Here is a 21,596-nt window from a genome sequence, read left to right as displayed (position 1 = left end):
AAGAAGAACGAGGCCGGGCGCTAGTTGCTGGAGGCCAGGCGCATGTATCGATGCTGCCTTTCCCAGGAAGGGTCGCCCCCCGTGTTTTTCAGCTCGTGTTCCCAGAGCAGAAGTGCCTGTTTCCAGCATGGCAGGAGCTCTTTCGCGTTGGTGCCCGCGCACCAGGCGGCATGGCACAGTTCGGCTGCCCGCTGCGGCGCGTTGTCCAGCAACGCGACCTGGGCCGCGTATTGCAGGGTATCGCCGGCATCCCCCTTGAGACCTCGCAGGTGCGCGCTCAATTCATTGAGCCGCCGCATGCGCGGCGCGTCGTTGGCCGTGGCGGCCAAGGCGAGATGGGCGCGCAATGCGCAGGTGGCAGCCATGACCGCATTGCCCGGGTTCGTATCCATGACGCCGTCGGCGAACGCGGCGGCGCGCTCGAAGGCATCCCGCGCTTCGCGACCGTCGAGCAGGTGGCCGCGCGCCAGGGAAATCTCGGCCCTTTCGAGGGCGATCATGTCGGGTCCGGCTGCCGGCGAAACCGCCACGTCGAGAAGGCCCTCGGCTTCCTTCAGCATCGAAAGATGGCGCGCGGGAAGTTCCTGCTGCGCACGCAGGCGCAGGTAGTACGCCTGCGCAAAGGCAATGGCGCCCTGCTCGTGCGGGGACAACTGGCGAATGCACTGGAAGAGCGTGTCGACTTCGGCCAGCTTGGATCGCGCCGAGGTGCCCGTCAGGCTCTTCGACCAGTCGTGGACCAGGTTGATCCAGGCAAGCAGCGGATGGATGGTGGTGCTGCACTCGACGGCGGCATGCAGGCGCCGCTTGACTCCGGTCAGGTGAGTGATGCGCGCCGCGCCCTGGAGACGCGCGGCGAACGCGCGTTCGGTTTCGATGATCCGGCAAAGCCACTCTTCGTGCCGTCCGGCGTCCAGGGACGGGAAATAATTCCAGAGGATATTGCAGGCCATGGTCTCCCAACGGGTTGCAGCGTGAAGATCGGATACGCCGGCAAGCGCGATGAGCACGTGGGCATGCAACCAGGTCCATTGCTCGGCGCAATGCGCAGGGACGACAAGTACATCCATGACTTCGGCGGCCTGCGTCAGCAGGGCTTTCCGGCCTTCGGGCACCAGCATGGCACGCTCGTAAAGAGTGCCGGCCAAGGTGATCCGGAGTCCATCGTCGACTTTTTCGCGCACGCGCATCGCCCGCCCCAGCGCCGCCAGCGCCGAGTCCAGGGCGTCGCATCGTTGGTCGTCCTCGACCAGGGTCGCGCGGAACAAGTGCAGCTTTGCCACGGCACGTTCCAGCAAGCGGGCACGCTCGGGCTCCATGTCGATGGCCCGTTCGAAGGCAGCCACGACGAGATCGGCGACTTCCAGCGCATCCGGGCCGCGCCGCCGCGCGATCGACCACCAGGCCCACCCCGCCACGGTCCATGCGCCGCCCGACATGGAGGAAAGGGTCATGTGCGGGCGAAGCGCGAGGATGGCCTGCTCCGCGTCGCCCTTCGATAGCGCGAGCGATGCGCGGGCGAGCGATACGTGCAGGCTTTCCGCGGTTGCACGCGCGGCGTTTCCCTCACATTCGGGAGAAACGCCCGACACCGATACCTGCGTGGCGGACTCCGTGGAACCGGGTGCCGGCAGGACGATATCCACGACCGGTTCGGAAGCGGAAGGGAATTCGTCGTCCGAATCGCAACACGGCATGGCGTCGACATGCAGGGCCGAAGCTTCGAACGTATCCATGTCCGGCCGGTGCGCCTCTGCCAGGGAGGGCATCGAGCGTCCCGGAACCGGGTGATGCTCAAGCTGCACGGTGACCTCGTCCCCATGTGCCTGGTCGATTTCCAGGCACGGGAACACAGGGACCGTCGTCGGCAGATCGCGCTGGCGCGGCGGCGCCACGCCCACGGCGACACGATACCGGGCAACCGCCCAGCGCTTGAATCCGCCGTAGTGACCGGGGCGAAGAGGCGCAGGCGCAATGCCGGCCGCGCCGATGCGCCGGCGGTCGGCAGGAGCCGCGACACGCAGCGCCTGCGATCGGACATCGGTGACGACCACGGGCGAAGCCGCGCCGCCGTGCAACGGCGGTTGGCCGGACTTCTCCGCCAGCGCGGAAACAGGCTTCCAACCTGCCCAGCCGAGGGAGGCGGGACGATCTTCCGGCATTTGCCGTGCTCGACGCCGAGCCCGCAAGGCACCGGCGACGCCCAGGAACAGCACTGTCGCAGCCAGGACCCAGAGCCACGCGTGCCATCCGGCCTTCGCGCCGCTCGCGATGACGGGAACGCCCGCAACGGCGGCTGCGCCGGCGAAGGTTCCCATTGCCGGGTCGCTTCGCACCATCGTCTGCACAGGCTCGCCCCGGGAGACGGAATCAGCAATCCGGGCGGATGCCGGATCCAGTGGCGCCTCCTCCGCAGCGGCATCAGTCGCGTGCCTGGCGAGAGGAACCTTGCGGTCGTCGCGACGGACTCCGCCAACTGCACGGCGAGAGAGAGGAGCAGCCCGACTGTCGCCGGATCCCACGCCGCCGCGCAGACCCACCTGGCTGGCTGCCGGGTCGCCCGCCGATTCGAACGAATGGGTTGCCGGCGACGCGACGGGCGCTTCAACCGACCGGACGGATGCCTGCCTGCCCGAGGCGATGTCGATCGGCCCGGTGAACCCGCAGGCACTCACTGCAGCGACCGTCAGCGATGCCAGCAACCACGGCTTCGCCAGGGCACGGCGGCGCATTCGCATGAGCAGTTTGGCGTGGGAGCACTTCATGGATCGTCATGACCGCGTATGGCTGCGTGTATCGATGGTTGATGTCGTCAGACCGGACAGCAGGGACACTCAAGCCGGGCAACCCTGCCCCGGCCCCGATGCTTCGTTGATGGCGACGCGTGGACGATGCGCGGCGCACGGCCGCGCTATCGAATGACGGTGTCCCGCATGAGGCGCGTGGCCATTCGCAGCACCCGGGATCCCCACGACCAGGCCGTGTTCCTCGGGCTGGTGCCGGAAATTCGGGACCATTGCTTCTTCCGGCACGCTGTCGCGCCAGCAACGGGTTCCACAAGCCTAGCGCGCGTATTCGGCCGGGAAATAAGACACGGCCTAAAAACGGGCGAAAGCGAAAATTAAAGTCTGCTTTTTACGCCCTGTCCTATAGGACCCGATGAGGCCGCTCGACATCATCGCGTATAGCCGTTCACTCGCATCGAATGGCTTTGGCAATCACTTTCAAGCCCAACTGCAAGATGCGGGCTGATTCAATTTTTCAAGGATTTTATAGACGTGAATACGAACTATCGCGTGATCTGGAATGCCAGCACGAGTACGTGGGTCGTTGCTTCCGAATTGGCCAAGAGCAGCAAGAAGGCCGCCAAGGGCACGAAGCTCCGCAAAAGCGCGCTGAGCGCGCTCTCCCTCGTCACGGTTGTGGGCGTGGGTGTGTCGGCGCTTGTCGCGCCGACAACGGTCATGGCGAACGGCGCCCAGCTTGGCTCCTGCGTGACCACGCCGTCGTGGTACTCCATCGGCATCGGCAGCGCCAACGGTGTGCTTGGGTGCTGGTACACGTGGAGGGATCCGCGATCCGGCGTGGTCCGAACGGGCTGGGCCAACTCCGAAGGCGCCTGGTCCGTCGCGACGGGTACCGGCGCGACGGCAGGTCATGCGGAACTGTGGGGCGACAATACCTATGCGGCCTCGGTCAGCGGCCTGCAGGATTACGTCGACGCGGGCGTGGACGCGTGGCGCGGCGCTTCGGCCTACGGCGCCTTCTCTTCGGCTTACAGTGGCTATTCCTCGGCGTTCGGCTTCAATGCGACCGCACACGGAACCGCCGCGATGGCGCTGGGCACCTATTCCGTCGTCAATGGCAGCTCTTCCATCGCGATGGGCGACACGGCCCATGCATCGGGCTCGGCCGTCACGGCCATCGGCGCCATGAGTACGGCGAGCGCCAACAACTCGATCGCCATGGGCACGAAAGCCTCGGTGGCCAGCAACGCGGATGGCGCCATCGCCCTGGGCTCGAACTCCGTGGCGGTCGATCCCGCCACCGGCCTGGTCGTGCTGCAACCGAACGGCGGCACCACGCCGGTGCCCGTTGCCGCAGCCTCGGTGGGCGAAGGCGCGATCAACGCCATTGCAATCGGTTCCGGCTCGAACGTGGCCGCCGGCGTGGCTGACGGCGTCGCCATCGGCGACAGCGCAATCCTCCACAGCGGCGCCTTCGAATCGGTGGCGATCGGCGGCCAGTCGTCGGTGGGCCAGAATTCCTTCGCCTCGATGGCCGTAGGCACCCTCGCATCGGTGGGCAGCAACGCGGCGCACTCCACCGCCATCGGCACCGGCGCCATGGTGCTGGACAATGTCGCCAACGCCACGGCCATCGGCCAGGGTTCCATAGCGGATCGCGCCAACACGGTGTCCGTGGGCACCGTCGACAACGAGCGCTGGATCACCAACGTCAAGGCCGGCTTCGAGGACACCGACGCCGTCAACGTGGCGCAGCTCAAGGCTGCCGGCCTGAACATCACGGCGCCGACCGATCCGGGTGACGGCGAGTCCGGCGTCGTGTCGACACCGTTCGTCGTGTACGACACCACCAACAAGGACACCATCACCCTGGGCGGCATCGATGCCGACACCGGCGCGATCGGCGCAAAGGCCAGGATCACCAACCTCGAAGACGGCGACGTGTCCGTGGACAGCTCGGACGCCGTCAACGGCGGACAACTGTATGCCCTGCAGCAGAAGGTCGATGCCGCCGGCATGGGCATCATGGTCCAGGACGCCGTCAGCAAGAACATCGCCATCGGCGCGACTGTCGGCGGCAGCGTCGTCGATGTCGCCGGCACCGACGGCGACCGCAGGATCTCGGGCGTGGCGGATGGCGTCGAAGACAACGACGCCGTCAACCTGGCCCAGCTGAAAGCCAGCGGCCTGGTGACGGTCGACCCGACCGACCCGGAAGGCGGCCTGACTTCGCTTGCCGTGAGCTACGACGACGCCGTCAAGAACGCCGTGACGTTCGGCGGCCAGAATGCGGCCGCACCGGTCGTACTGAGGAACGTGGCCCAGGGCCTGGTGTCCGCCGACAGCCTCGAGGCGATCAACGGCAGCCAGCTCTACGGAACCGTTCACAGCCTCGCGCAGGCACTCGGCACCACCATCAACATCGATGGCACGCTCGCCGCGCCGACCTACACGATGACCAATGCGGCCGGCGAATCGGTGACCTACGGCAGCCTCGCCGATCTGTTCGGCGATCTGGACACCCGCCTCCTGCAGAACAGCCAGGACATCGCGCAATTGACGGATCAGCTGGGCTCCGGCATCGGCACCGGCGGCAACGGCGACGCGACCGGCGACGGCTCCACTGCCGTGGGTGACGGCTCGACGGCCACGGGCGACGGCTCCACCGCCAACGGCAATGACTCCAACGCCAGCGGCGACGGCTCCACCGCAACGGGCAATGGCTCCAACGCCAGCGGCGACGGCTCCACCGCCAACGGCAACGGCGCCAACGCCGAAGGCGAGGGCTCCACCGCCACGGGCAATGGCTCCAACGCCAGCGGCGACGGCTCCACGGCCAACGGCAACGGTTCGCTGGCCTCGGGCGAGGACTCGACCGCCACGGGCAATGGCTCCACGGCCTCGGGTGACGGCTCGACGGCCTCGGGCACCGATTCGCTGGCTTCGGGCAACGGCTCCACCGCCAACGGCAACGGCTCCACCGCTTCCGGCGACGGCTCCACCGCTACGGGCAACGGCTCGACGGCCTCGGGCGAGGGCTCGACGGCCTCGGGCACCGATTCGCTGGCTTCCGGCGACGGCTCCACCGCCAACGGCAACGGCTCCACCGCTTCCGGCGACGGCTCCACCGCCTCGGGCAATGGCTCGACGGCCTCGGGCGAGGGCTCGACGGCCTCGGGCACCGATTCGCTGGCTTCCGGCAACGGCTCCACCGCCAACGGCAACGGCTCCACCGCTTCCGGCGACGGCTCCACCGCCTCGGGCAACGGCTCGCTCGCCTCGGGCGGCAACTCCACGGCCAGCGGCAGCGGTTCGGCCGCCGAAGGCGAGGGCTCGACGGCTTCGGGCAGCAATTCGCTGGCCTCCGGCGACAACTCGACCGCCAACGGCAGTGGCTCCACCGCGTCGGGCAGCGGCTCCACCGCTTCGGGCAGCAACTCGCTGGCCTCGGGCGACAACTCGAGCGCCAACGGCAATGGCTCGGTTGCCTCGGGCAACGGCTCCACAGCCAACGGCAGCGGCTCGACGGCACAGGGCGAAGGCTCCACCGCTTCGGGCAGCAACTCGCTGGCCTCGGGCGACAACTCGACCGCCAGCGGCAATGGCTCGGTTGCCTCGGGCAACGGCTCCACGGCCAGCGGCAACGGCTCGACGGCCCAGGGCGAAGGCTCCACCGCTTCCGGCAACAACTCGCTGGCCTCGGGCGACAACTCGACCGCCAACGGCAACGGCTCCACCGCCTCGGGCAGCGGTTCCACCACGGTCGGCAACGGCTCGGTGGCCTCGGGCAACGGTTCGACCGCCACGGGCAACGCGTCGCTGGCTTCCGGCGAAAACGCGACCGCAAGCGGCAATGGCGCCAGCGCCGAAGGCAAGGAGTCCACCGCCATCGGCAGCGGATCGCTGGCCTCGGGCGACAACTCGACCGCAAACGGTTCGGGCTCCGTGGCCTCCGGCAGCAACGCGAGTTCGCTGGGCGCAGGCTCCACGGCCTCCGGCAACAACTCGACCTCGATGGGTGCGAACTCCGTCGCCTCCGGCAGCGGCAGCACCGCGATGGGGCAAGCTGCGCAGGCCAGCGGCACGGAATCGATGGCGATCGGCCACAACACCGTCGCCAGCGCCGGCAACGCCGTGGCACTGGGCTCGGGTTCCGTGGCGGACCGCGCGAACAGCGTGTCGGTCGGCTCGGCCGGCAACGAGCGGCAGATCACCAACGTCGCCGCGGGTACCGCACTGACGGATGCCGTGAACCTGGGCCAGTTGAACGACCGCTGGGATCGCGTCAACGACACCATCAACCGGGCCAACCGGCAGGCCAACCGCGGCATCGCCGCAGCCTCGGCCCTGATGTCGGTGACGCCGTACCTGCCGGGCCACACCGGCGTGAACGCGGGCTTCGCTTCCTATCGCGGCCAGAACGCCGTCGGCGTCAACGTTTCGCGCTGGACCGAGAACGGCCGGATCAACGTGAACGCAGGCGTCTCCGCGGCACAGGGGGACTCGCCGATCTACCGTGTGGGCGTGGGCGTGGTGTTCTGAGGAACGGCCACCCTGTCTGAAACGCATGGCGGAGCCCTTCCGGGCTCCGCCATTTCCTCAACGGCGAACTTTCAACGCGACCACGCGGCGCTTCGCCGCGCGTCGCCCAAAGGTCTACTAACCATGTCAAGAATGTTGAAGTGGACAAGCTTCTGCGTGGCCATGGCCATGATGGCCGCGTGGCCGGCCAATGTCCGGGCCGAAGCACTGAGCAGCGTGCAGAACGGGCACACCGACAAGCCGATCTGGCCGCGCGTCCAGGATGCCCGGCCGCTGGTTGTCGCCAAGGCCTACCCGAGCCTGGAAACCGCCCGCAAGATCGTGCCCGGCGCGAGCAAGGATGCGGTCTACGAATGGATCGGCCATCCGCAATACCGTGAAGGCCTGTTCAACGTGCACGAATGGGACTACGTGCTGTACATGCCCCAGAAAAAAACCGGCGACCACCTGACCTGCCAGTTCAAGGTGCTCTTCGACGACCACATGCGGGTCGGTCAGGCGCTCTGGTATCCCGCTGCCTGCGAGCAGCTGGTGAATGGCAAGCCGCCCGTGGCCGAGGCGCCCAAACCCGCCGAACCAACCGTGATCAATCTCTCCGCGGATGCCTTGTTCGCTTTCAACAGCTCGGTGCTGTCGCCCGGCGCACCGGCGCAGATCGACAAGAACATCATCGACGTGCTGCAGCAGCGGCGCGTCAAGAGCGTCAAGAGCATCAAGGTGGTCGGCACCACCGATCGCATCGGCAGCGATGCGTACAACAAGGCGCTTTCGTCGCGCCGTGCGGCGGCAGTGATGGATTACATGGTTGCCCACGGAGTTCCCAGCAACGCCATCGTCGCCCGCGGCGCGGGGAAGGCCGACCCGGGCACGACCTGCACCGACCGCAATCGCAGCGAACTCATCGCCTGCCTTGCACCGGATCGCCGCGTGCAGGTCGATATCGTCGCACACTGATTCCGTTCGGGAGGACGGTGCCAGACCGCGCGGACATCCGCGCCCGCCATGGTCTGGCACCATCCGTTTGCGCAGGCTCAGTGCGCGAGATCGGCCGGCAGCTTGCCGCCGTTCGCCGCCAGCGCCGCCATCACCTGCTTGTGCAGCCAGATATTCATGCTGGCCGAGTCGCCCATGTCGCCGGTGTACTTGAGTTCCCGCGCGAGCTGCTTGCGGTGATCGAGGCTGCTGTCCACGCCCAGCGCCTTCAGCGTGTCGACGATCGACGTACGCCAGTTCAGCGTCTGGCCGCTGTCCGCAACAGCCTGATCCATCACGGCGGCGACATCGACATTCGCCAGTGGCGCGGGAGCAGGCGCTGCCGCGGCGTCGGGTGCCGGGGCCGGCTCCGGAGTCGCCTCGGTGGCGGGCGGCGGGGCGGCGGGATTCGCCCGGTGGAACAGCTTGTTTACGATATCGCCGAATATGCTCATGCCTGTTCGTCCTTCGTTGTTGAATCGGCCGGACCCCTGATTCGCGGACATGCCGCCCCTCCACGGCGGCAGCCCGCCCCGGCAGTATGTGCGCATGAAGATGGCGACCGCATGAATCCTGCGTTCGCCAGGCTTCGCGGCAATGGAACAAGGCCCGGCTTCACGCGGGGATAACCTTTCGCCCCCGACGCGGGCCAGCGCGACGCGCCGCCCGCGGCCCCATCCCCCGCCGGCATCCGGGCGCCTTCGAGGCCGACGCAGCGTGCGTCATCCTGCCGTCACACGGTATCTGCACAGTCGACCGCAATGCCTGAAGCAACCGCGCCGGGGGACGGGTTACCATGCCCGAAGGATCAGAGCTGAACGTACCCGACGGATACTCATCGATGAGCGCACGCGCCCCACGCAATCAGGCGCCGGCCGAGGCGGACACGCCGGAGGCCGGCGGCAACGCCGCCAGCGAGGCGGCGGCCCGTCCCGATCTCGGCGAGCGCCAGCTGTACATCAACCGCGAGCTGTCGCAGCTGCAGTTCAACATCCGCGTGCTCGACCAGGCGCTGGACGAACGCACGCCGCTGCTGGAGCGGCTGAAGTTCCTGCTGATCTTCTCGCGCAACATGGACGAGTTCTTCGAGATCCGCGTGGCCGGCCTCAAGAGCCAGATCGCGCTGGACCACGAACTGCTCGCCGCCGACGGCCTGGCGCCGCGCCAGGCGCTGGCCGAGATCAGCGCCATCGCCCACCAGCAGATCGAGCGACAGTACGCCATCCTCAACGAGCGCATCCTGCCGGAGCTGGCCGCGCACGGCATCCACATCGCGCGGCGCGACCAGTGGACGCACAAGCAGAAGCAGTGGGTGCGCCGCCATTTCCGCGAAGAGGTGGCCCCGCTGGTGACGCCGATCGGGCTGGACCCCACCCATCCGTTCCCGCTGCTGGTCAACAAGAGCCTCAACTTCATCGTGCAACTGGACGGCATCGATGCGTTCGGCCGCGACTCCGGCCTCGCCGTGGTGCCGGCGCCGCGCGTGCTGCCGCGGCTGATCCGCATCCCCGACGACATCAGCGAAGGCGGCGACCGCTACGTGCTGCTGTCCTCGATGATCCACGCGCATGCCGAGGAGCTGTTCCCCGGCATGAACGTGCTCGGCTGCTACCAGTTCCGCCTGACCCGCAACGCCGACCTCGCGCTCGACCCCGAGGACGTGGAAGACCTGGCGATGGCGCTGCGCGGCGAGCTGTACTCGCGCCGCTTCGGCAGCGCGGTGCGGCTGGAAGTGGCGGACAACTGCCCGAAGGCGCTCACCGCCCACCTGCTCAAGCAGTTCGGCCTCGCCGAGTCCGAGCTTTACGAGGTGAACGGCCCGGTGAACCTGGCGCGGCTGTTCCGCATCGCCAGCAAGGTGAACTACCCCGCCCTGCAGTACCGGCCGTTCGTGCCCGCGCTGCCCAAGGCGCTGAAGCACGCCGAGGACCTGTTCGCGGTGATCGCCAAGCAGGACGTGCTGCTGCTGCATCCCTACGAATCCTTCGCGCCGGTGGTGGACCTGCTGCGCCAGGCCTCGAAGGACCCGCAGGTGCTGGCGATCAAGCAGACGCTGTACCGCACCGGCGCGGATTCCGAGCTGGTCGACGCGCTGGTGGACGCGGCGCGCGCCGGCAAGGAAGTGACCGCCGTGGTGGAACTGCGCGCGCGCTTCGACGAGGAATCCAACCTCACGCTCGCCTCGCGCCTGCAGCAGGCCGGCGCGATGGTGATCTACGGCGTGGTGGGCATCAAGACGCACGCCAAGCTGATGCTGATCCAGCGCCGCGAAGGCAACGAACTGGTGCGCTACGCGCATCTCGGCACCGGCAACTACCACACCGGCAACGCGCGCCTGTACACCGACTACAGCCTGCTCACCTCCGACGAGGCGCTGTGCGAGGACGTGCACAAGCTGTTCAGCCAGCTCACCGGCATGGGCAAGGCGCTGCGCATGCGCAAGCTGCTGCAGGCGCCGTTCACGCTGAAGCCGGGCCTGCTCGACCTGATCGCGCAGGAGGCGGCGCACGCCGAGGCGGGCAAGAGCGCGCGCATCCTCATCAAGATCAACTCGCTCACCGACCCCAAGATGATCCGTGCGCTGTACCGGGCCAGCATCGCCGGCGTGCGCATCGACCTGATCGTGCGCGGCATGTGCTGCCTGCGCCCCGGCGTGCCCGGCGTGTCGGAGAACATCCGCGTGCGCTCGGTGATCGGCCGCTTCCTGGAGCACAGCCGCGCCTACTGGTTCGCGAACGACGGCGAACCGAAGCTCTACCTTTCCAGCGCCGACCTGATGGAACGCAACCTGGATCGCCGCGTGGAGTGCGCGTTCCCGATCGAGGGCAAGAAACTCCAGCAACGCGTCTTCGCCGCGCTGGAGCTGTACCTTGCGGACAACGTGGGCTCCACCGAACTGCAGGCCGACGGCACCTACGTTCCAGTGGCGCGCGCGCCGGAGGAGCCGGTGCTGGATGCGCAGCGGCAGTTGCTGGACAAGTTCTGCGGCGCCGGCGGCTGAGCGCGGCGGCGGCGCCGGGGAAACGCGCGACGGCGCCGCCCCGGCGCTACGCTCAGGCCAGGTGCCGCTTCACCCAGGCCACGTAGCGGTCGACGAAGCCCTGCAGGAATTTCCGCGTGCCCTCGTTGGACACGTGGCCCTCGGCGTCGATCAGGTCGTCGTCCTTGAACTGCACGAACACCTCGGGCTGCGCCAGCACGGCGACGTCGGCGAACACCAGCGTATTGCGCAGGTGCTGCTGGGCCAGCGCGCTGCCGGTGGCGCCGATCGATGCGCCGATCACCGCGCCGGGCTTGCCGGCAAAGGAATTCGTGCCCCAGGGCCGCGACGCGATGTCGATCGCGTTCTTCAGCACGCCCGGCACGCCGCGGTTGTATTCCGGGGTGACGAACAGCAGCGCGTCGGCGGCCTCGATCTGCTGCTTCAGGCGCCGCGCCTCGGCCGGATAGTCCGCGTCGAAATCCTGGTCGTACAGCGGCAGGTTGTCGATGCGGACGTGCTCGAACGCGAACTCCTTCGGCGCCAGCCGCTCCACCGCCCGCGCCAGCCGCTTGTTGATCGACGCCTTGCGCAGGCTGCCCACCAGTACCGCCACCTTGATCGTGCTCATGCGTGATGCTCCATGGAGAAAGAAAGGGACGTGACGCCCGCGCGATCCGGCTGCCGGCCACACGATGGCTCAAGCTTACGCGATGCCGGTGTCAGCGCGCGTACAGCGCATTGCGCAGCAACTCGCGCTGCGCCGCATCCGGCTCGCCCAGCCAGGCGAGCTTGTCCTGCGAACTGTCGCGGGGATCGACCGCCGGCGGCAGGTTTTCCGCGCGCTGCGCAAACAAGCCCCACATCGCGTGGGACTGCGGGTCGTACAGCAGCGCCACGCGCTCGGTCGGGCAATCGTGTGGCTTGCACGCGGTGGCCAGCGACATGCTCCTGCCGCCCACCCTGATGTTCCGCACCGGCGTCGCCGTGCCGCCCTGGCGCACCCAGGCCGGCAGGGACTGCGCGCCGTGCAGCGCATCCAGCGCCTTCGCGAAATCCGCTTGCTGCAGCAGGTCGAACAGGTAGGCCGGCTTCACGCCCGGCATGGCGGCCGCTGTCGCCGCGCCCGGCGACGACGCGGGCGCCGATGCGGCACCGGGTGCCGCGGAAGACGCGGAAGAAACCGGAGCCGCCGCCTGCTGCGGTCCCTGCGAGCAGGCGGTGCAGGCCAGCATCGCCGTCCATGCGCAAACGATCACGGACAACCTCATGGCGAGTCTCCCGTCGGTGGCATGAGGCTGCAGTCTGGCGTGGCGCGGCCCAACCGCCGCTGACGCGCGGCAACTGCGTCATTTCGCCTGCAGCGTCTCCATCGCCTGCTTTGCATCGGCGTGCGCGGCGGGCAGCGTGGTTGTCTTCAAGCCCTGCTCGGCCTGCCCCAGCGCGGTGCGCAACCGGGTTTCCACCGCGGCGTCGCCCTTCGCGTCGACGATGGCGCCCTGGCCCACGTCCTTGCACGGGTTCCCCGCCTTGGCGTCGAAGCCCTTCCCTTGCGGCCCGACCAGGCAGTTCACCACGTGATGCAGATGGGTGTGCGCCGTCGCCAGGTCGGCCGCGCCCAGCGCCATCCCGGCATGCGCGCTGGCCGTCGCGACCTGCTTCGAAACCGTCCCGTTCGCATCCGCCGTCTGCGCCGTGGCCGGCAGGGCGAGCACCAGCAACAGGGCCGGCAATCCACGCATGAAACGCTTCGTCATGACACGACTCCCGAACGACGCGGCACGGGCCGCGGTTCCTCGACTATGCGCCGGACTTCGTGAGAAAAGGGGAAAGACGCGCCCGGACCATTCCACGGACGCGCGTGGGTTACGATGCGCGGCCAACCCGGAAGGATCGCCCCTTGTCGCACTACGCCGGCCCCCTGCTCACCCGCGCCACCACCGCGGTGCTGCTCGCCGCACGCGACGCCGGCGCCGCCGGGTGGAGCGGCTCGCTGGACCTGGGCCGCTCCACCGGCACCGCGCGGTTGCACGCGGACGCCTGGCAATGGCGTGGCGAAACCTACCCCTGGCCGGCCGCGCCCAAGGAACGCAGCATCCACTACTGGGACGGCGAGGCGTTCGCGCCGGCGGCGCGGTTTTCCGGCTCGCTGATCAAGCTGGTGCCCACCGGGTGGGATGTGCCCACGTTCGAGATCGACGGCATCAAGATGCTGCCCACCGCGAAGGAATCGCCGCTGGACGATGCGCGCCGCAAGGTCGCGCTGGTCGCGCCGCAGGGCAAGACCGTGCTCGACACCTGCGGCGGCCTGGGCTATTTCGCCGCCTGCTGTCTCGAAGCGGGCGCGGCGCACATCCGCTCGTTCGAGAAGAACCCCGACGTGCTGTGGCTGCGCACGCTGAACCCGTGGTCGCCCGACCCGGACGCGCCCGCGAACGGCGGCCGCCTGCAACTTGTGCACGCCGACGTGTCGCAGGCCATCGCGCAGCTTCCCGACGCCTCGGTGGATGCGCTGCTGCACGACCCGCCGCGCTTCGGCATCGCCGGCGAGCTGTATTCGCTGGACTTCTACAAACAACTCGCCCGCGTGCTGCGCCGCGGCGGCCGCCTGTTCCACTACACCGGCAGCCCGAACAAGCTCACCAGCGGCCGCGACGTGCCGCGCGAGGTCGCGCGGCGGTTGCAGGAAGCAGGTTTCGAGGCGCAACCGGCATTGGATGGCGTGCTCGCCACACGTCGCTGAGTGCGCCTTGCCGCACTTTGCTACAAATGCGCATCCGGCTCGAAGCGCTGCAGGAACTCATAGCGCGCCGCGTTGCGGTCGACCGTGGTGTGCGTGTCGGCACCGATCACCTGGCGCAGCAGGCCGCCGTCCTTCGCGGTCACGGCCGGCCAATGCGGCAAGCCGTCGCCGTTGGGGTCGCCGGTCTTGATGAAGTTCGCCCAGTAGCCTTCCATCGTGGCCGAAACGTGGCGGTCGACGGCGGTCCATGCGTAGACCGGGTTGCCGTCGAGGTTGCCCAGCGCGTATTCGATCTCGCCGCTGTGCACGGCGCCGTCGTCCGGGCCGGCACTGCCGTCGCGTTTCGCGGGTCGCGGCTGTTCGAAGTGGTAGTAATACACGGGTGCGTTACCGGTCTTGCGCTGCGCATCCATCCAGCGCCAGGTGGCGAAGGCGATGAACTGGTCGCCCATCAGCCCGGTGCCGGAAGCCTTGACCTCGGCCTCGCTGTGGCCCGGATACAGCCGCAGCGCTTCGTCGGCGCTCGTGCCGAACTGCCGTTGCACCGCGGCGCGGTAGTCCTCCGGCGTGGGCGCCTTGCCGTCCAGCAGGCTCTTCCAGTAACCCTCCTGCGAGTTCGAACCCGCCAGCAGCGGGATGTGCGCCTGCTCGCCCGCGGCGTAGATCGCTTCGGGCGAACGCGGAAGGAAGTCGCCATCGATGGTCATGTCGAAGCCGCCGCTGTCCGACGTGCCCAGCGCCTCGAGCAGCACATCCGCCGGCATCGCACGCAGTTCGGCGAGCGAGTGCGCGCCGACCCGGTGCATGAACTGCTCGCCCTTGCGCTGCGCCTCCGCCAGCGGCATCGGCTGGAGGTTGCCCAGCACGGCGCCGCTTTCGCCGATCGCGCGCTGCATCAGCCCTTTCGACAACGGCGAGGCCATCAGCGCCGACACCGCCATCGAGCCGGCCGATTCGCCGCCGATGGTGACCTGCATTGGATCGCCGCCGAACGCGGCGATGTTGTCGCGCACCCAGCGCAGCGCGGCCGTCATGTCGAGCAGGCTGTAGTTGCCGCTGGCGTGCCGGGGCGATTCGGCGGTGAGCGCGGGCAAGGCGAGCAGGCCGAACACGTCCAGCCGGTAGTTCACGGTGACGGCGACGATGCCGCGCTGCGCGAGACTGGCGCCGTCGTAGCGCGGCTCGGAGCCATCGCCCGCCAGCATGCTGCCGCCGTAGAAATACACCAGCACCGGCAGCCCGGCCTTGCGCTTCGCCGGCGTCCACACGTTGAGGTACAGGCAGTCCTCGCTCATGCCGTTGGAGCGGAACACCATGTCGCTATACAGCGGGCGCTGCATGCAGCGCGGGCCGAAGCGGTCGGCGGCGCGCACGCCGCTCCACGACGCTGCCGGTTGCGGCGGCTTCCAGCGCAGCGCGCCCACCGGTGGCGCGGCATAGGGGATGCCCTTGAACTCGTCCAGCCCGGCCTTCGCATCGTGGATGCCCGACAGGCTGCCGGTGGCGACGCGCACCACGGGCGCGGCATCGGCAGCCGCGGCCCGGGGAGCAGGCGAGGCAAGCGCCAGCCCCAGGAGAGCACTGCACGAACACGAAAGAGCCGTACGCATGGCGGTCTGCCTCATCGGAGTGCGACGCGCCATCTTAGGAGATCGCTGCGCGAGTGGCGAAACATTCCACCGCACGCGAAAACCGACCGCTCAGCCCAGCGCCTTCTTCAGCAACGCGGCGATGCGCTTCTCCACCTCGGCGTTGATGGCCTTGAGCGCGAACGCGGTGGGCCACATGGCGCCGTCGTCGAGCCTGGCAAGGTCGTTGAAGCCGAAGGTGGCGTACCTGTCCTTGAATTTCTGCGCGTCCTTGAAGAAGCAGAGCACCTTGCCGTCCAGCGCATACGCCGGCATGCCGTACCAGGTCTTCGGCACCAGCGACGGGGCATGCGCCTTGACGATGGCGTGCACGCGCGCGGCCATGGCGCGGTCGGATTCCGCCATCGCGGCAATCGCCGCCAGCACCTCGCGTTCGCCGTCTTCCCGGGTGCGGTCAGCACGCGCCTGCGTCTTCAGCTCCTGGGCATAGGCCTTCATCGCGGCCTTTTCCTCGGCGCTGAATGTCGCGGCGCCCTTGGCGGGTTTCGCGACGGTCCTGGATGCGGTCTTCTTTGCGGTCGGACTCATGGATGGTTCCTCGCGGGATCGAAGTCGGAAGCTTCAGCGCCGTTCCTGCACACGCAGCAGGTTGCCGGCCGGATCGCGCACGGCGCAGTCACGCACGCCGTAGGGCTGCATGGTCGGCTCCTCGACGACCTCGGCGCCGCTGGCCCGGATGCGCTCGAACGCTGCGTCGAGATCCTGCGTGGCCAGCAGCATCGTCGCGTAGGTGCCCTTGGCCATCATTTCGGCGATGGTGCGTTTCTCGTCGTCGGTGACGCCGGGACTGGCGGACGGCGGATACAGCACGATGGACGTGCCGGGCTGCCCTGCGGCACCCATCGTGATCCAGCGCAGGCCCTTGTAGCCCACGTCGTTGCGCAGCTCGAAGCCGAGCACGTCGCGGTAGAACGCGAGCGAGGCGTCGGGGTCGCTGTGCGGGAGGAAGCTGGCGTGGATGCTGATGTCCATGGTGCCGTTCGGTGGGGATGGGACCGTCATGCTAGGTCGGGTTCGCCGTTCCGCGCTTCTCGATTCCTGATCGGTCGCGTCACCTGCCGCGCGACGCAGGACGGCAAGCCCGCGGTCGCCTGCCCCGCCGCGCGCCGGTAGGCGCCGGGCGGCATGCCGACCAGTTCGCCGAAACGGGTACTGAAGGTGCCCAGCGAGGCGCAGCCCACCGCGTAGCAGACCTCGGTGACGTCGAGATCGCCACGGCGCAGCAGCGCCATCGCACGCTCGATGCGCCGTGTCATCAGGTAGCTGTACGGCGATTCGCCGAACGCGAGCTTGAACTGGCGGCTGAGGTGCCCGGCCGACATGCCGATGCCGCGCGCCAGGGTTTCCACGTCCAGCGGCTGCGCGTAGTCGCGGTCGATGCGGTCGCGCACGCGGCGCAGCCGGGCAAGGTCGCGCAGGTGCTGGTCCGGGGCGGGCTGCTCGCTCACGACCGGATCGTCCCACGCCGGGGAGGCGCCCTCAAGCAGTGGCGCCCCTCCCCTGCGCGGGAAGGGGCGCCACGCGGTCAGTCCTGCTGCAAGGGCTTGCGTGGCAGCTTCTGTTCGCGCATCGCGGCGTGGTAGGCGAACGAGGCGACGATGGCGGCGGCCTGCCGCAGGTCGTCCGCGGAGGCGTGGTCCAGCGTGTCGAGGTTGCTGTGGTGGACCTGGCTGGAATAATCCAGCCCGTCCTGCACGAACTGGAAGCCCGGCAGGCCCACGGCGTCGAACGACACGTGGTCGGTGCTGCCGGTGTTGCGGCTGGTCACGATGGTGGCGCCCACGTCGTTGAACGGCTCCAGCCACGCCTTGAAGATCGGCATCGCCGCGCTGTTCTCCTGGGCGTAGATGCCGCGGAAGCGGCCCGAGCCGTTGTCCATGTTGAAGTACGCCGAGAAGCGCTCGTAGTCCGGGCGCTTCTGCAGCGCGCCGGTGGGTTCGCGCAGGAACGCGGGCAGCGCCTTCTGCGCGGGATCGGTCGGTTCCGGATACGCCGCGAAGTGCTTCGCCACGTAGGCGCGCGAACCGATCAGGCCCTGCTCCTCGCCGCTCCACAGCGCCACGCGGATGGTGCGCCTGGGCTTCGCGCCCACCGCCTTCAGGATGCGCATGGCCTCCATCATCACCGCCACGCCCGCGCCGTTGTCGGACGCGCCGGTGCCGCTGTGCCAGGAATCCATGTGCGCGCCCAGCATCACCACCTCGTTCGCCTTGCCGCTGCCGGGAATCTCGGCGAGCGTGTTGTAGCCGGGCTGGTTGCCTTCGGCGGTGAAACGCGCCTTCACGTCCACGCGCAGCTTCACCGTCTGCTTGCGCTCCAGCGCGCGCACCAGCGGGTTGTAGTGCTCGGCCATCATCGCCAGCTCGGGCACGCCCGCCGATTCGCCGGCCCGGCGCGAACCGCCGCCGCCCACACGGATGACGCCGTTGTCCCAGCCGCTGACGCCGATCGCGGCGAGCGCGCCCTCGGCGACGAAGAACTCGTTGACCGCGCGGGTCAGCTCCTGCCGCTCGGCGTAGCGCTTGAGCAGCGCGGCGCGGTCGCGCTTCGCGTCCTTGGGCAGGTTGAAGTCCTGCAGATCGGCCAGCGCGGCCCCGTCGTAGCGCTGCCAGTCGGCCTTGGTGCCCGGCTTGTATTCGCGCGCCTCGTCCAGCAGCAGGATCTTGCCCCGGAGCTTGCCCTTGTACTGGTCGAGATCCTTGCGGGCCTTGATGCTGACCCGTACCGCCTCGCCCTCGACCGGCCCGGCGGTGCCCGGCGTCCACGCCTTGGGCAATGCGTACAGCTGCGCGCTGCGGGGCGCGAGCATTTCCACGTTCGCCGCGCTGAACTCCCAGCCGCGGCCGAAATCGTCGAACGCCTCGTCGTGCACGTTCGCGAGGCCCCACTGCTCGAGCTGCCCGCGCGTCCACGCGTTGGCCGCGGCCATCTGCGGCGAGCCGGTGAGGCGCGGGCCGATGTCTTCGGTGAGATGGGTGAGGATGTCCATCACCTGCGAGTGGTGCCAGGCCTCCTGGCGGATGCGGCCGACCATGTCCATGTCCACCGGCTCCTGGGCCAGCGCCACACTGCTGAAACCCAGGCACAACACCCACATGCAACGCTTGATCACGTTCCTCTCCCCAGGCGGCGCTTCGCAAGAACATTCGAATCTAGCGCCTCGCCCAGCCCCGCTCATGGGCCTTTGGTCATGCTCCGCCGCCGGCGCCGGGCCGACCTGCCGGGGGGGATGCCCGGTCGCAGCGGCCCGCGTAGCCCGCACGAACCGTGCACAGACGTGTCGCCGCCACGCGACCGCGCTCTCCATATCCTCTCCCGGTGGATGGACCGCGAAGAACACCAACGCCAGTTGCGGGACGGCGGCGGGACCGATGGCGTCCGGCTGCAACGAAGCGGGAAAGAGATCGTGCATGCGCCACGTTCGCACAGCTCGCGGCGTGCATCCGGTACCCGCGGCAACGACGCCCCTTGCCCCGTTCCGATACCATTTGCGCAGCCGCCGCGACGAAGCGTGCCTGCCCCGCATGTCGCGCCCTCCCCGAAGCTTTCCGGAACCGCACCGCCATGTCGCCCACGCACCTGGAAATCGCCCGCCCCGACGACTGGCACCTGCACCTGCGCGACGGCGCCGCGCTGGGCTCGGTGGTGGCCGACACGGCGCGGCAGTTCGCGCGCGCCATCGTGATGCCCAACCTCAAGCCGCCGGTGACCACGGTGGCCCAGGCCGAGGACTACCGCCGCCGCATCCTCGCCTGCCTGCCTGCGGATACCGGCTTCCAGCCGCTGATGACGCTGTACCTCACCGAGGCCACCACGCCGGACGAGATCGCCCGTGCGAAGGCCGGCGGCAGCGTGCACGCGGTGAAGTACTACCCCGCCGGCGCCACCACGAACTCGCAGGCCGGCGTGCGCGACCTGGCGAACGTCTACCCCGTGCTGGAGGCGATGGAACGGCACGGCCTGCCGCTGCTGATGCACGGCGAGGTCACCGATCCGGCGGTGGACATCTTCGACCGCGAGCACGCGTTCATCGAGCGCCACCTGGTCCCGCTGCGCGAGCGTTACCCGGGGCTGCGCATGGTGCTGGAACACATCACCACGCAGGCTGCGGTGGAATTCGTGCGCGCCGCGCCGGCCCACGTGGGCGCCACCATCACCGCGCACCACCTGCTGCTCAACCGCAACGCGATCTTCGAGGGCGGCATCCGGCCGCATCATTACTGCCTGCCCGTGCTGAAGCGCGAGACGCACCGCCTGGCCCTGGTGCAGGCCGCCACCGGCGGCGACCCGCATTTCTTCCTGGGCACCGACAGCGCCCCGCATGCGCGCGACGCGAAGGAAACCGCCTGCGGCTGCGCCGGCATCTACACCGCGCACGCCGCCATCGAGCTGTACGCGGAAGCGTTCGAGCAGGCCGGCAAGCTGGACCGGCTGGAAGCCTTCGCCAGCTTCCACGGGGCGGACTTCTACGGCCTGCCGCGCAACGGCGACAGGATCGTGCTGGAGCGCAAGCCGTGGACCGTGCCGGACGCATTGCCGTTCGCCGACGGCACCTGCATACCGTTGCGCGCCGGCCAGACGATCGCCTGGGCGCTGGCCTGACCGTGCCACGAACACGCTGCACCGACACGCGGCGTGCCACCGTTCGCGGCCGACCAGCAGCCCGGACCGGCCTCGTGCGTCGCGGCGGCCTGCCGCAGGCGGCTGTCCGCTGGCGCGGCTGGCGCCCGCGTAATATCTTGCGAGTCCAGTTTCTCCGATCGCGCCGGAGTCCTGCCAGGATGCAGCCCGCCATGACCAAGCCCAGCGGCCACCGCTTTCGCGCTCCAGCCTCGCCCGGAGCCGTGCCATGAGCCTGCGCGGCATCGCGCTGCAGGTGCTGGAACTGCCGCCGCTCGCGCCGCTGGGGCGCCGCCTCTATGCCCGCGTCTACGAACGCCAGCACAAGGGCAACCACTACCTGGGCGTCTATCCCGACCACGCCACGGCGCTGGCCGCGGTGCCCGCTGCGCTGCGCGTGGACTTCGACACCTCCGATGCGGCCAGCCAGTACCGCGGTCGCGCCCGGCAACTGTCGATCGGCGACTACCCCGCGCTGTACTGGGTGTCGCGCCTGCTGGACGAAGGTTGCCGCACGGTGTTCGACCTGGGCGGCCACATCGGCGTGGCCTACTACGCGTTCCAGCAATACTGCAGCTATCCCGCCGACCTGCGCTGGACGGTGAGCGACATGCCCACCACGGTGGAGGTCGGCCGCGCCTGGGCCCGCGACCACGACCCGGCCGGGCGGCTGCATTTCGCGGACGACAAGCGCGACGCCGACGGCCACGACCTGCTGCTGGTGTTCGGCGCCATGCAGTATTTCGACTACGACTTCGCCGCCTGGCTGGGCACGCTGGCCGCGCCGCCCGCGCACCTGATCGTCGGCACGACGCCGATGCATCCCGCACGCGATTTCCACACGCTGCAGAACATGGGCTTCGCCTGCGTGCCCTACCACATCCACGCGCGCCCGGCCTTCCTGGCCGCCATGGAAAGGCTGGGTTACCGCGTGGTCGATGCGTGGGAGCACAGCGAGCGCAGCTGCCACATCCCGTTCCACCGCGACCACGACGTGGACGACTACAGCGGCTTCTACCTGCGGCGCACGCCGGGCTGAGCGGCGTTCAGCGCGAACGCCGCGTGCGCCGCCGGCGCATGCGCAGCCAGCGCAGCAGGCCATAGGACAGGCGCACCTTCTCCTGTCCTACCGGCAGGTCCGCGCGCGCGAAGATCCACGAAGACTTGCTGAAGGCGATCTGCTGCTCGGGATACACGCTGCGGTGGCCGATCACGAGGTAGGCCGCCACGCAGGCGCCGGCCACATACAGCGTGGCGTCGGCGCCGTACAGTTCCACGCCCATCAGCAGGGCGGCGATCGGTGCGTTGGAAGCGGATGCCATCACCGCCGCCAGCCCCACCGC

Annotated in this window: 17 protein-coding genes and 1 pseudogene; 7 read left to right on the top strand and 11 right to left on the bottom strand. The window is 68.9% G+C overall.

All coding sequences use genetic code 11. From position 1 onward, the window contains the following. Positions 1–20 precede the first annotated feature (20 nt). The gene (locus PCA_RS10170) at positions 21–2,765 is read right to left on the bottom strand and encodes a hypothetical protein (RefSeq protein ID WP_181302494.1); all 2,745 of its coding nucleotides are present in this window, start codon (positions 2,763–2,765) and stop codon (positions 21–23) included. 513 nt (positions 2,766–3,278) lie between these two features. On the opposite strand from PCA_RS10170, the gene PCA_RS10165 reads away from it, so the two are divergent. Together PCA_RS10165 and PCA_RS10160 are read left to right on the top strand one after the other, a co-directional pair. Continuing rightward, a complete protein-coding gene (locus PCA_RS10165; RefSeq protein ID WP_181302493.1) occupies positions 3,279–7,289 on the top strand; it encodes an ESPR-type extended signal peptide-containing protein in 4,011 nt (1,336 codons plus the stop codon). 162 nt (positions 7,290–7,451) lie between these two features. After that, entirely contained in the window at positions 7,452–8,243 is a 792-nt protein-coding gene (locus tag PCA_RS10160; protein ID WP_219918711.1) for an OmpA family protein, read from the top strand. A gap of 77 nt (positions 8,244–8,320) precedes the next feature. Here PCA_RS10160 and PCA_RS10155 read toward each other — a convergent pair whose 3' ends face one another. Further along, a complete protein-coding gene (locus tag PCA_RS10155) occupies positions 8,321–8,767 on the bottom strand; it encodes a DUF3597 domain-containing protein (RefSeq protein WP_255436777.1) in 447 nt (148 codons plus the stop codon). Between the two features lie 335 nt (positions 8,768–9,102). Here PCA_RS10155 and ppk1 point away from each other — a divergent pair, with 335 nt between their 5' ends. Continuing rightward, positions 9,103–11,262 carry a polyphosphate kinase 1 gene (gene ppk1 / locus PCA_RS10150; protein WP_181302491.1) on the top strand — a complete coding sequence of 720 codons (2,160 nt, stop codon included), beginning with the start codon at positions 9,103–9,105 and terminating at the stop codon, positions 11,260–11,262. Positions 11,263–11,314: 52 nt separating this feature from the next. Here ppk1 and PCA_RS10145 read toward each other — a convergent pair whose 3' ends face one another. Together PCA_RS10145 and PCA_RS10140 are read right to left on the bottom strand one after the other, a co-directional pair. Continuing rightward, a complete protein-coding gene (locus PCA_RS10145) occupies positions 11,315–11,872 on the bottom strand; it encodes an NADPH-dependent FMN reductase (RefSeq protein WP_181302490.1) in 558 nt (185 codons plus the stop codon). Between the two features lie 91 nt (positions 11,873–11,963). Continuing rightward, a complete protein-coding gene (locus PCA_RS10140) occupies positions 11,964–12,347 on the bottom strand; it encodes an Ivy family c-type lysozyme inhibitor (RefSeq protein WP_181302489.1) in 384 nt (127 codons plus the stop codon). Between PCA_RS10140 and PCA_RS10135 the strand changes: the two genes are divergently transcribed. Beyond that, entirely contained in the window at positions 12,346–12,537 is a 192-nt protein-coding gene (locus tag PCA_RS10135) for a hypothetical protein (protein ID WP_181302488.1), read from the top strand. The genes PCA_RS10140 and PCA_RS10135 overlap by 2 nt on opposite strands. Before the next feature lie 53 nt (positions 12,538–12,590). On the opposite strand, the gene PCA_RS10130 is transcribed toward PCA_RS10135, so the two are convergent. Next, positions 12,591–12,998, bottom strand: coding sequence for a hypothetical protein (locus PCA_RS10130; protein WP_181302487.1), 408 nt, complete (start codon positions 12,996–12,998; stop codon positions 12,591–12,593). Between the two features lie 143 nt (positions 12,999–13,141). Here PCA_RS10130 and PCA_RS10125 point away from each other — a divergent pair, with 143 nt between their 5' ends. Continuing rightward, positions 13,142–13,984 carry an MnmC family methyltransferase gene (locus tag PCA_RS10125; protein WP_181302486.1) on the top strand — a complete coding sequence of 281 codons (843 nt, stop codon included), beginning with the start codon at positions 13,142–13,144 and terminating at the stop codon, positions 13,982–13,984. Positions 13,985–14,004: 20 nt separating this feature from the next. Here PCA_RS10125 and PCA_RS10120 read toward each other — a convergent pair whose 3' ends face one another. The 5 genes from PCA_RS10120 to PCA_RS10100 form a co-directional block, all read right to left on the bottom strand. After that, positions 14,005–15,594, bottom strand: coding sequence for a carboxylesterase family protein (locus tag PCA_RS10120; RefSeq protein WP_255436776.1), 1,590 nt, complete (start codon positions 15,592–15,594; stop codon positions 14,005–14,007). Between the two features lie 90 nt (positions 15,595–15,684). Then, the gene (locus PCA_RS10115; protein WP_219918709.1) at positions 15,685–16,161 is read right to left on the bottom strand and encodes a DUF1801 domain-containing protein; all 477 of its coding nucleotides are present in this window, start codon (positions 16,159–16,161) and stop codon (positions 15,685–15,687) included. Positions 16,162–16,194: 33 nt separating this feature from the next. Beyond that, positions 16,195–16,605: a VOC family protein gene (locus tag PCA_RS10110; RefSeq protein WP_181302485.1), complete on the bottom strand. Its 411-nt coding sequence runs from the start codon at positions 16,603–16,605 to the stop codon at positions 16,195–16,197. A gap of 26 nt (positions 16,606–16,631) precedes the next feature. Beyond that, entirely contained in the window at positions 16,632–17,081 is a 450-nt protein-coding gene (locus PCA_RS10105; RefSeq protein WP_181302484.1) for a helix-turn-helix transcriptional regulator, read from the bottom strand. Positions 17,082–17,158: 77 nt separating this feature from the next. After that, positions 17,159–18,730, bottom strand: a complete 1,572-nt coding sequence (locus tag PCA_RS10100; protein WP_181302502.1) for a M20/M25/M40 family metallo-hydrolase — start codon at positions 18,728–18,730, stop codon at positions 17,159–17,161. A 467-nt stretch (positions 18,731–19,197) separates the two neighbouring features. Between PCA_RS10100 and pyrC the strand changes: the two genes are divergently transcribed. Beyond that, a complete protein-coding gene (pyrC, locus tag PCA_RS10095; protein WP_181302483.1) occupies positions 19,198–20,235 on the top strand; it encodes a dihydroorotase in 1,038 nt (345 codons plus the stop codon). 247 nt (positions 20,236–20,482) lie between these two features. Then, positions 20,483–21,292 (top strand): methyltransferase, TIGR04325 family, encoded by an 810-nt coding sequence (locus PCA_RS10090; RefSeq protein ID WP_181302482.1) that lies wholly within the window; start codon positions 20,483–20,485, stop codon positions 21,290–21,292. Positions 21,293–21,299: 7 nt separating this feature from the next. Here the strand turns inward: PCA_RS10090 and PCA_RS10085 are convergent. Further along, positions 21,300–21,596 (bottom strand): annotated as a pseudogene (locus PCA_RS10085) (chloride channel protein); the annotation flags it as partial.

Source organism: Rhodanobacter sp. PCA2 (genome assembly GCF_013620825.1).
GTDB lineage: Bacteria > Pseudomonadota > Gammaproteobacteria > Xanthomonadales > Rhodanobacteraceae > Rhodanobacter_A.
This window is presented reverse-complemented; position numbering and strand designations above follow the sequence as displayed.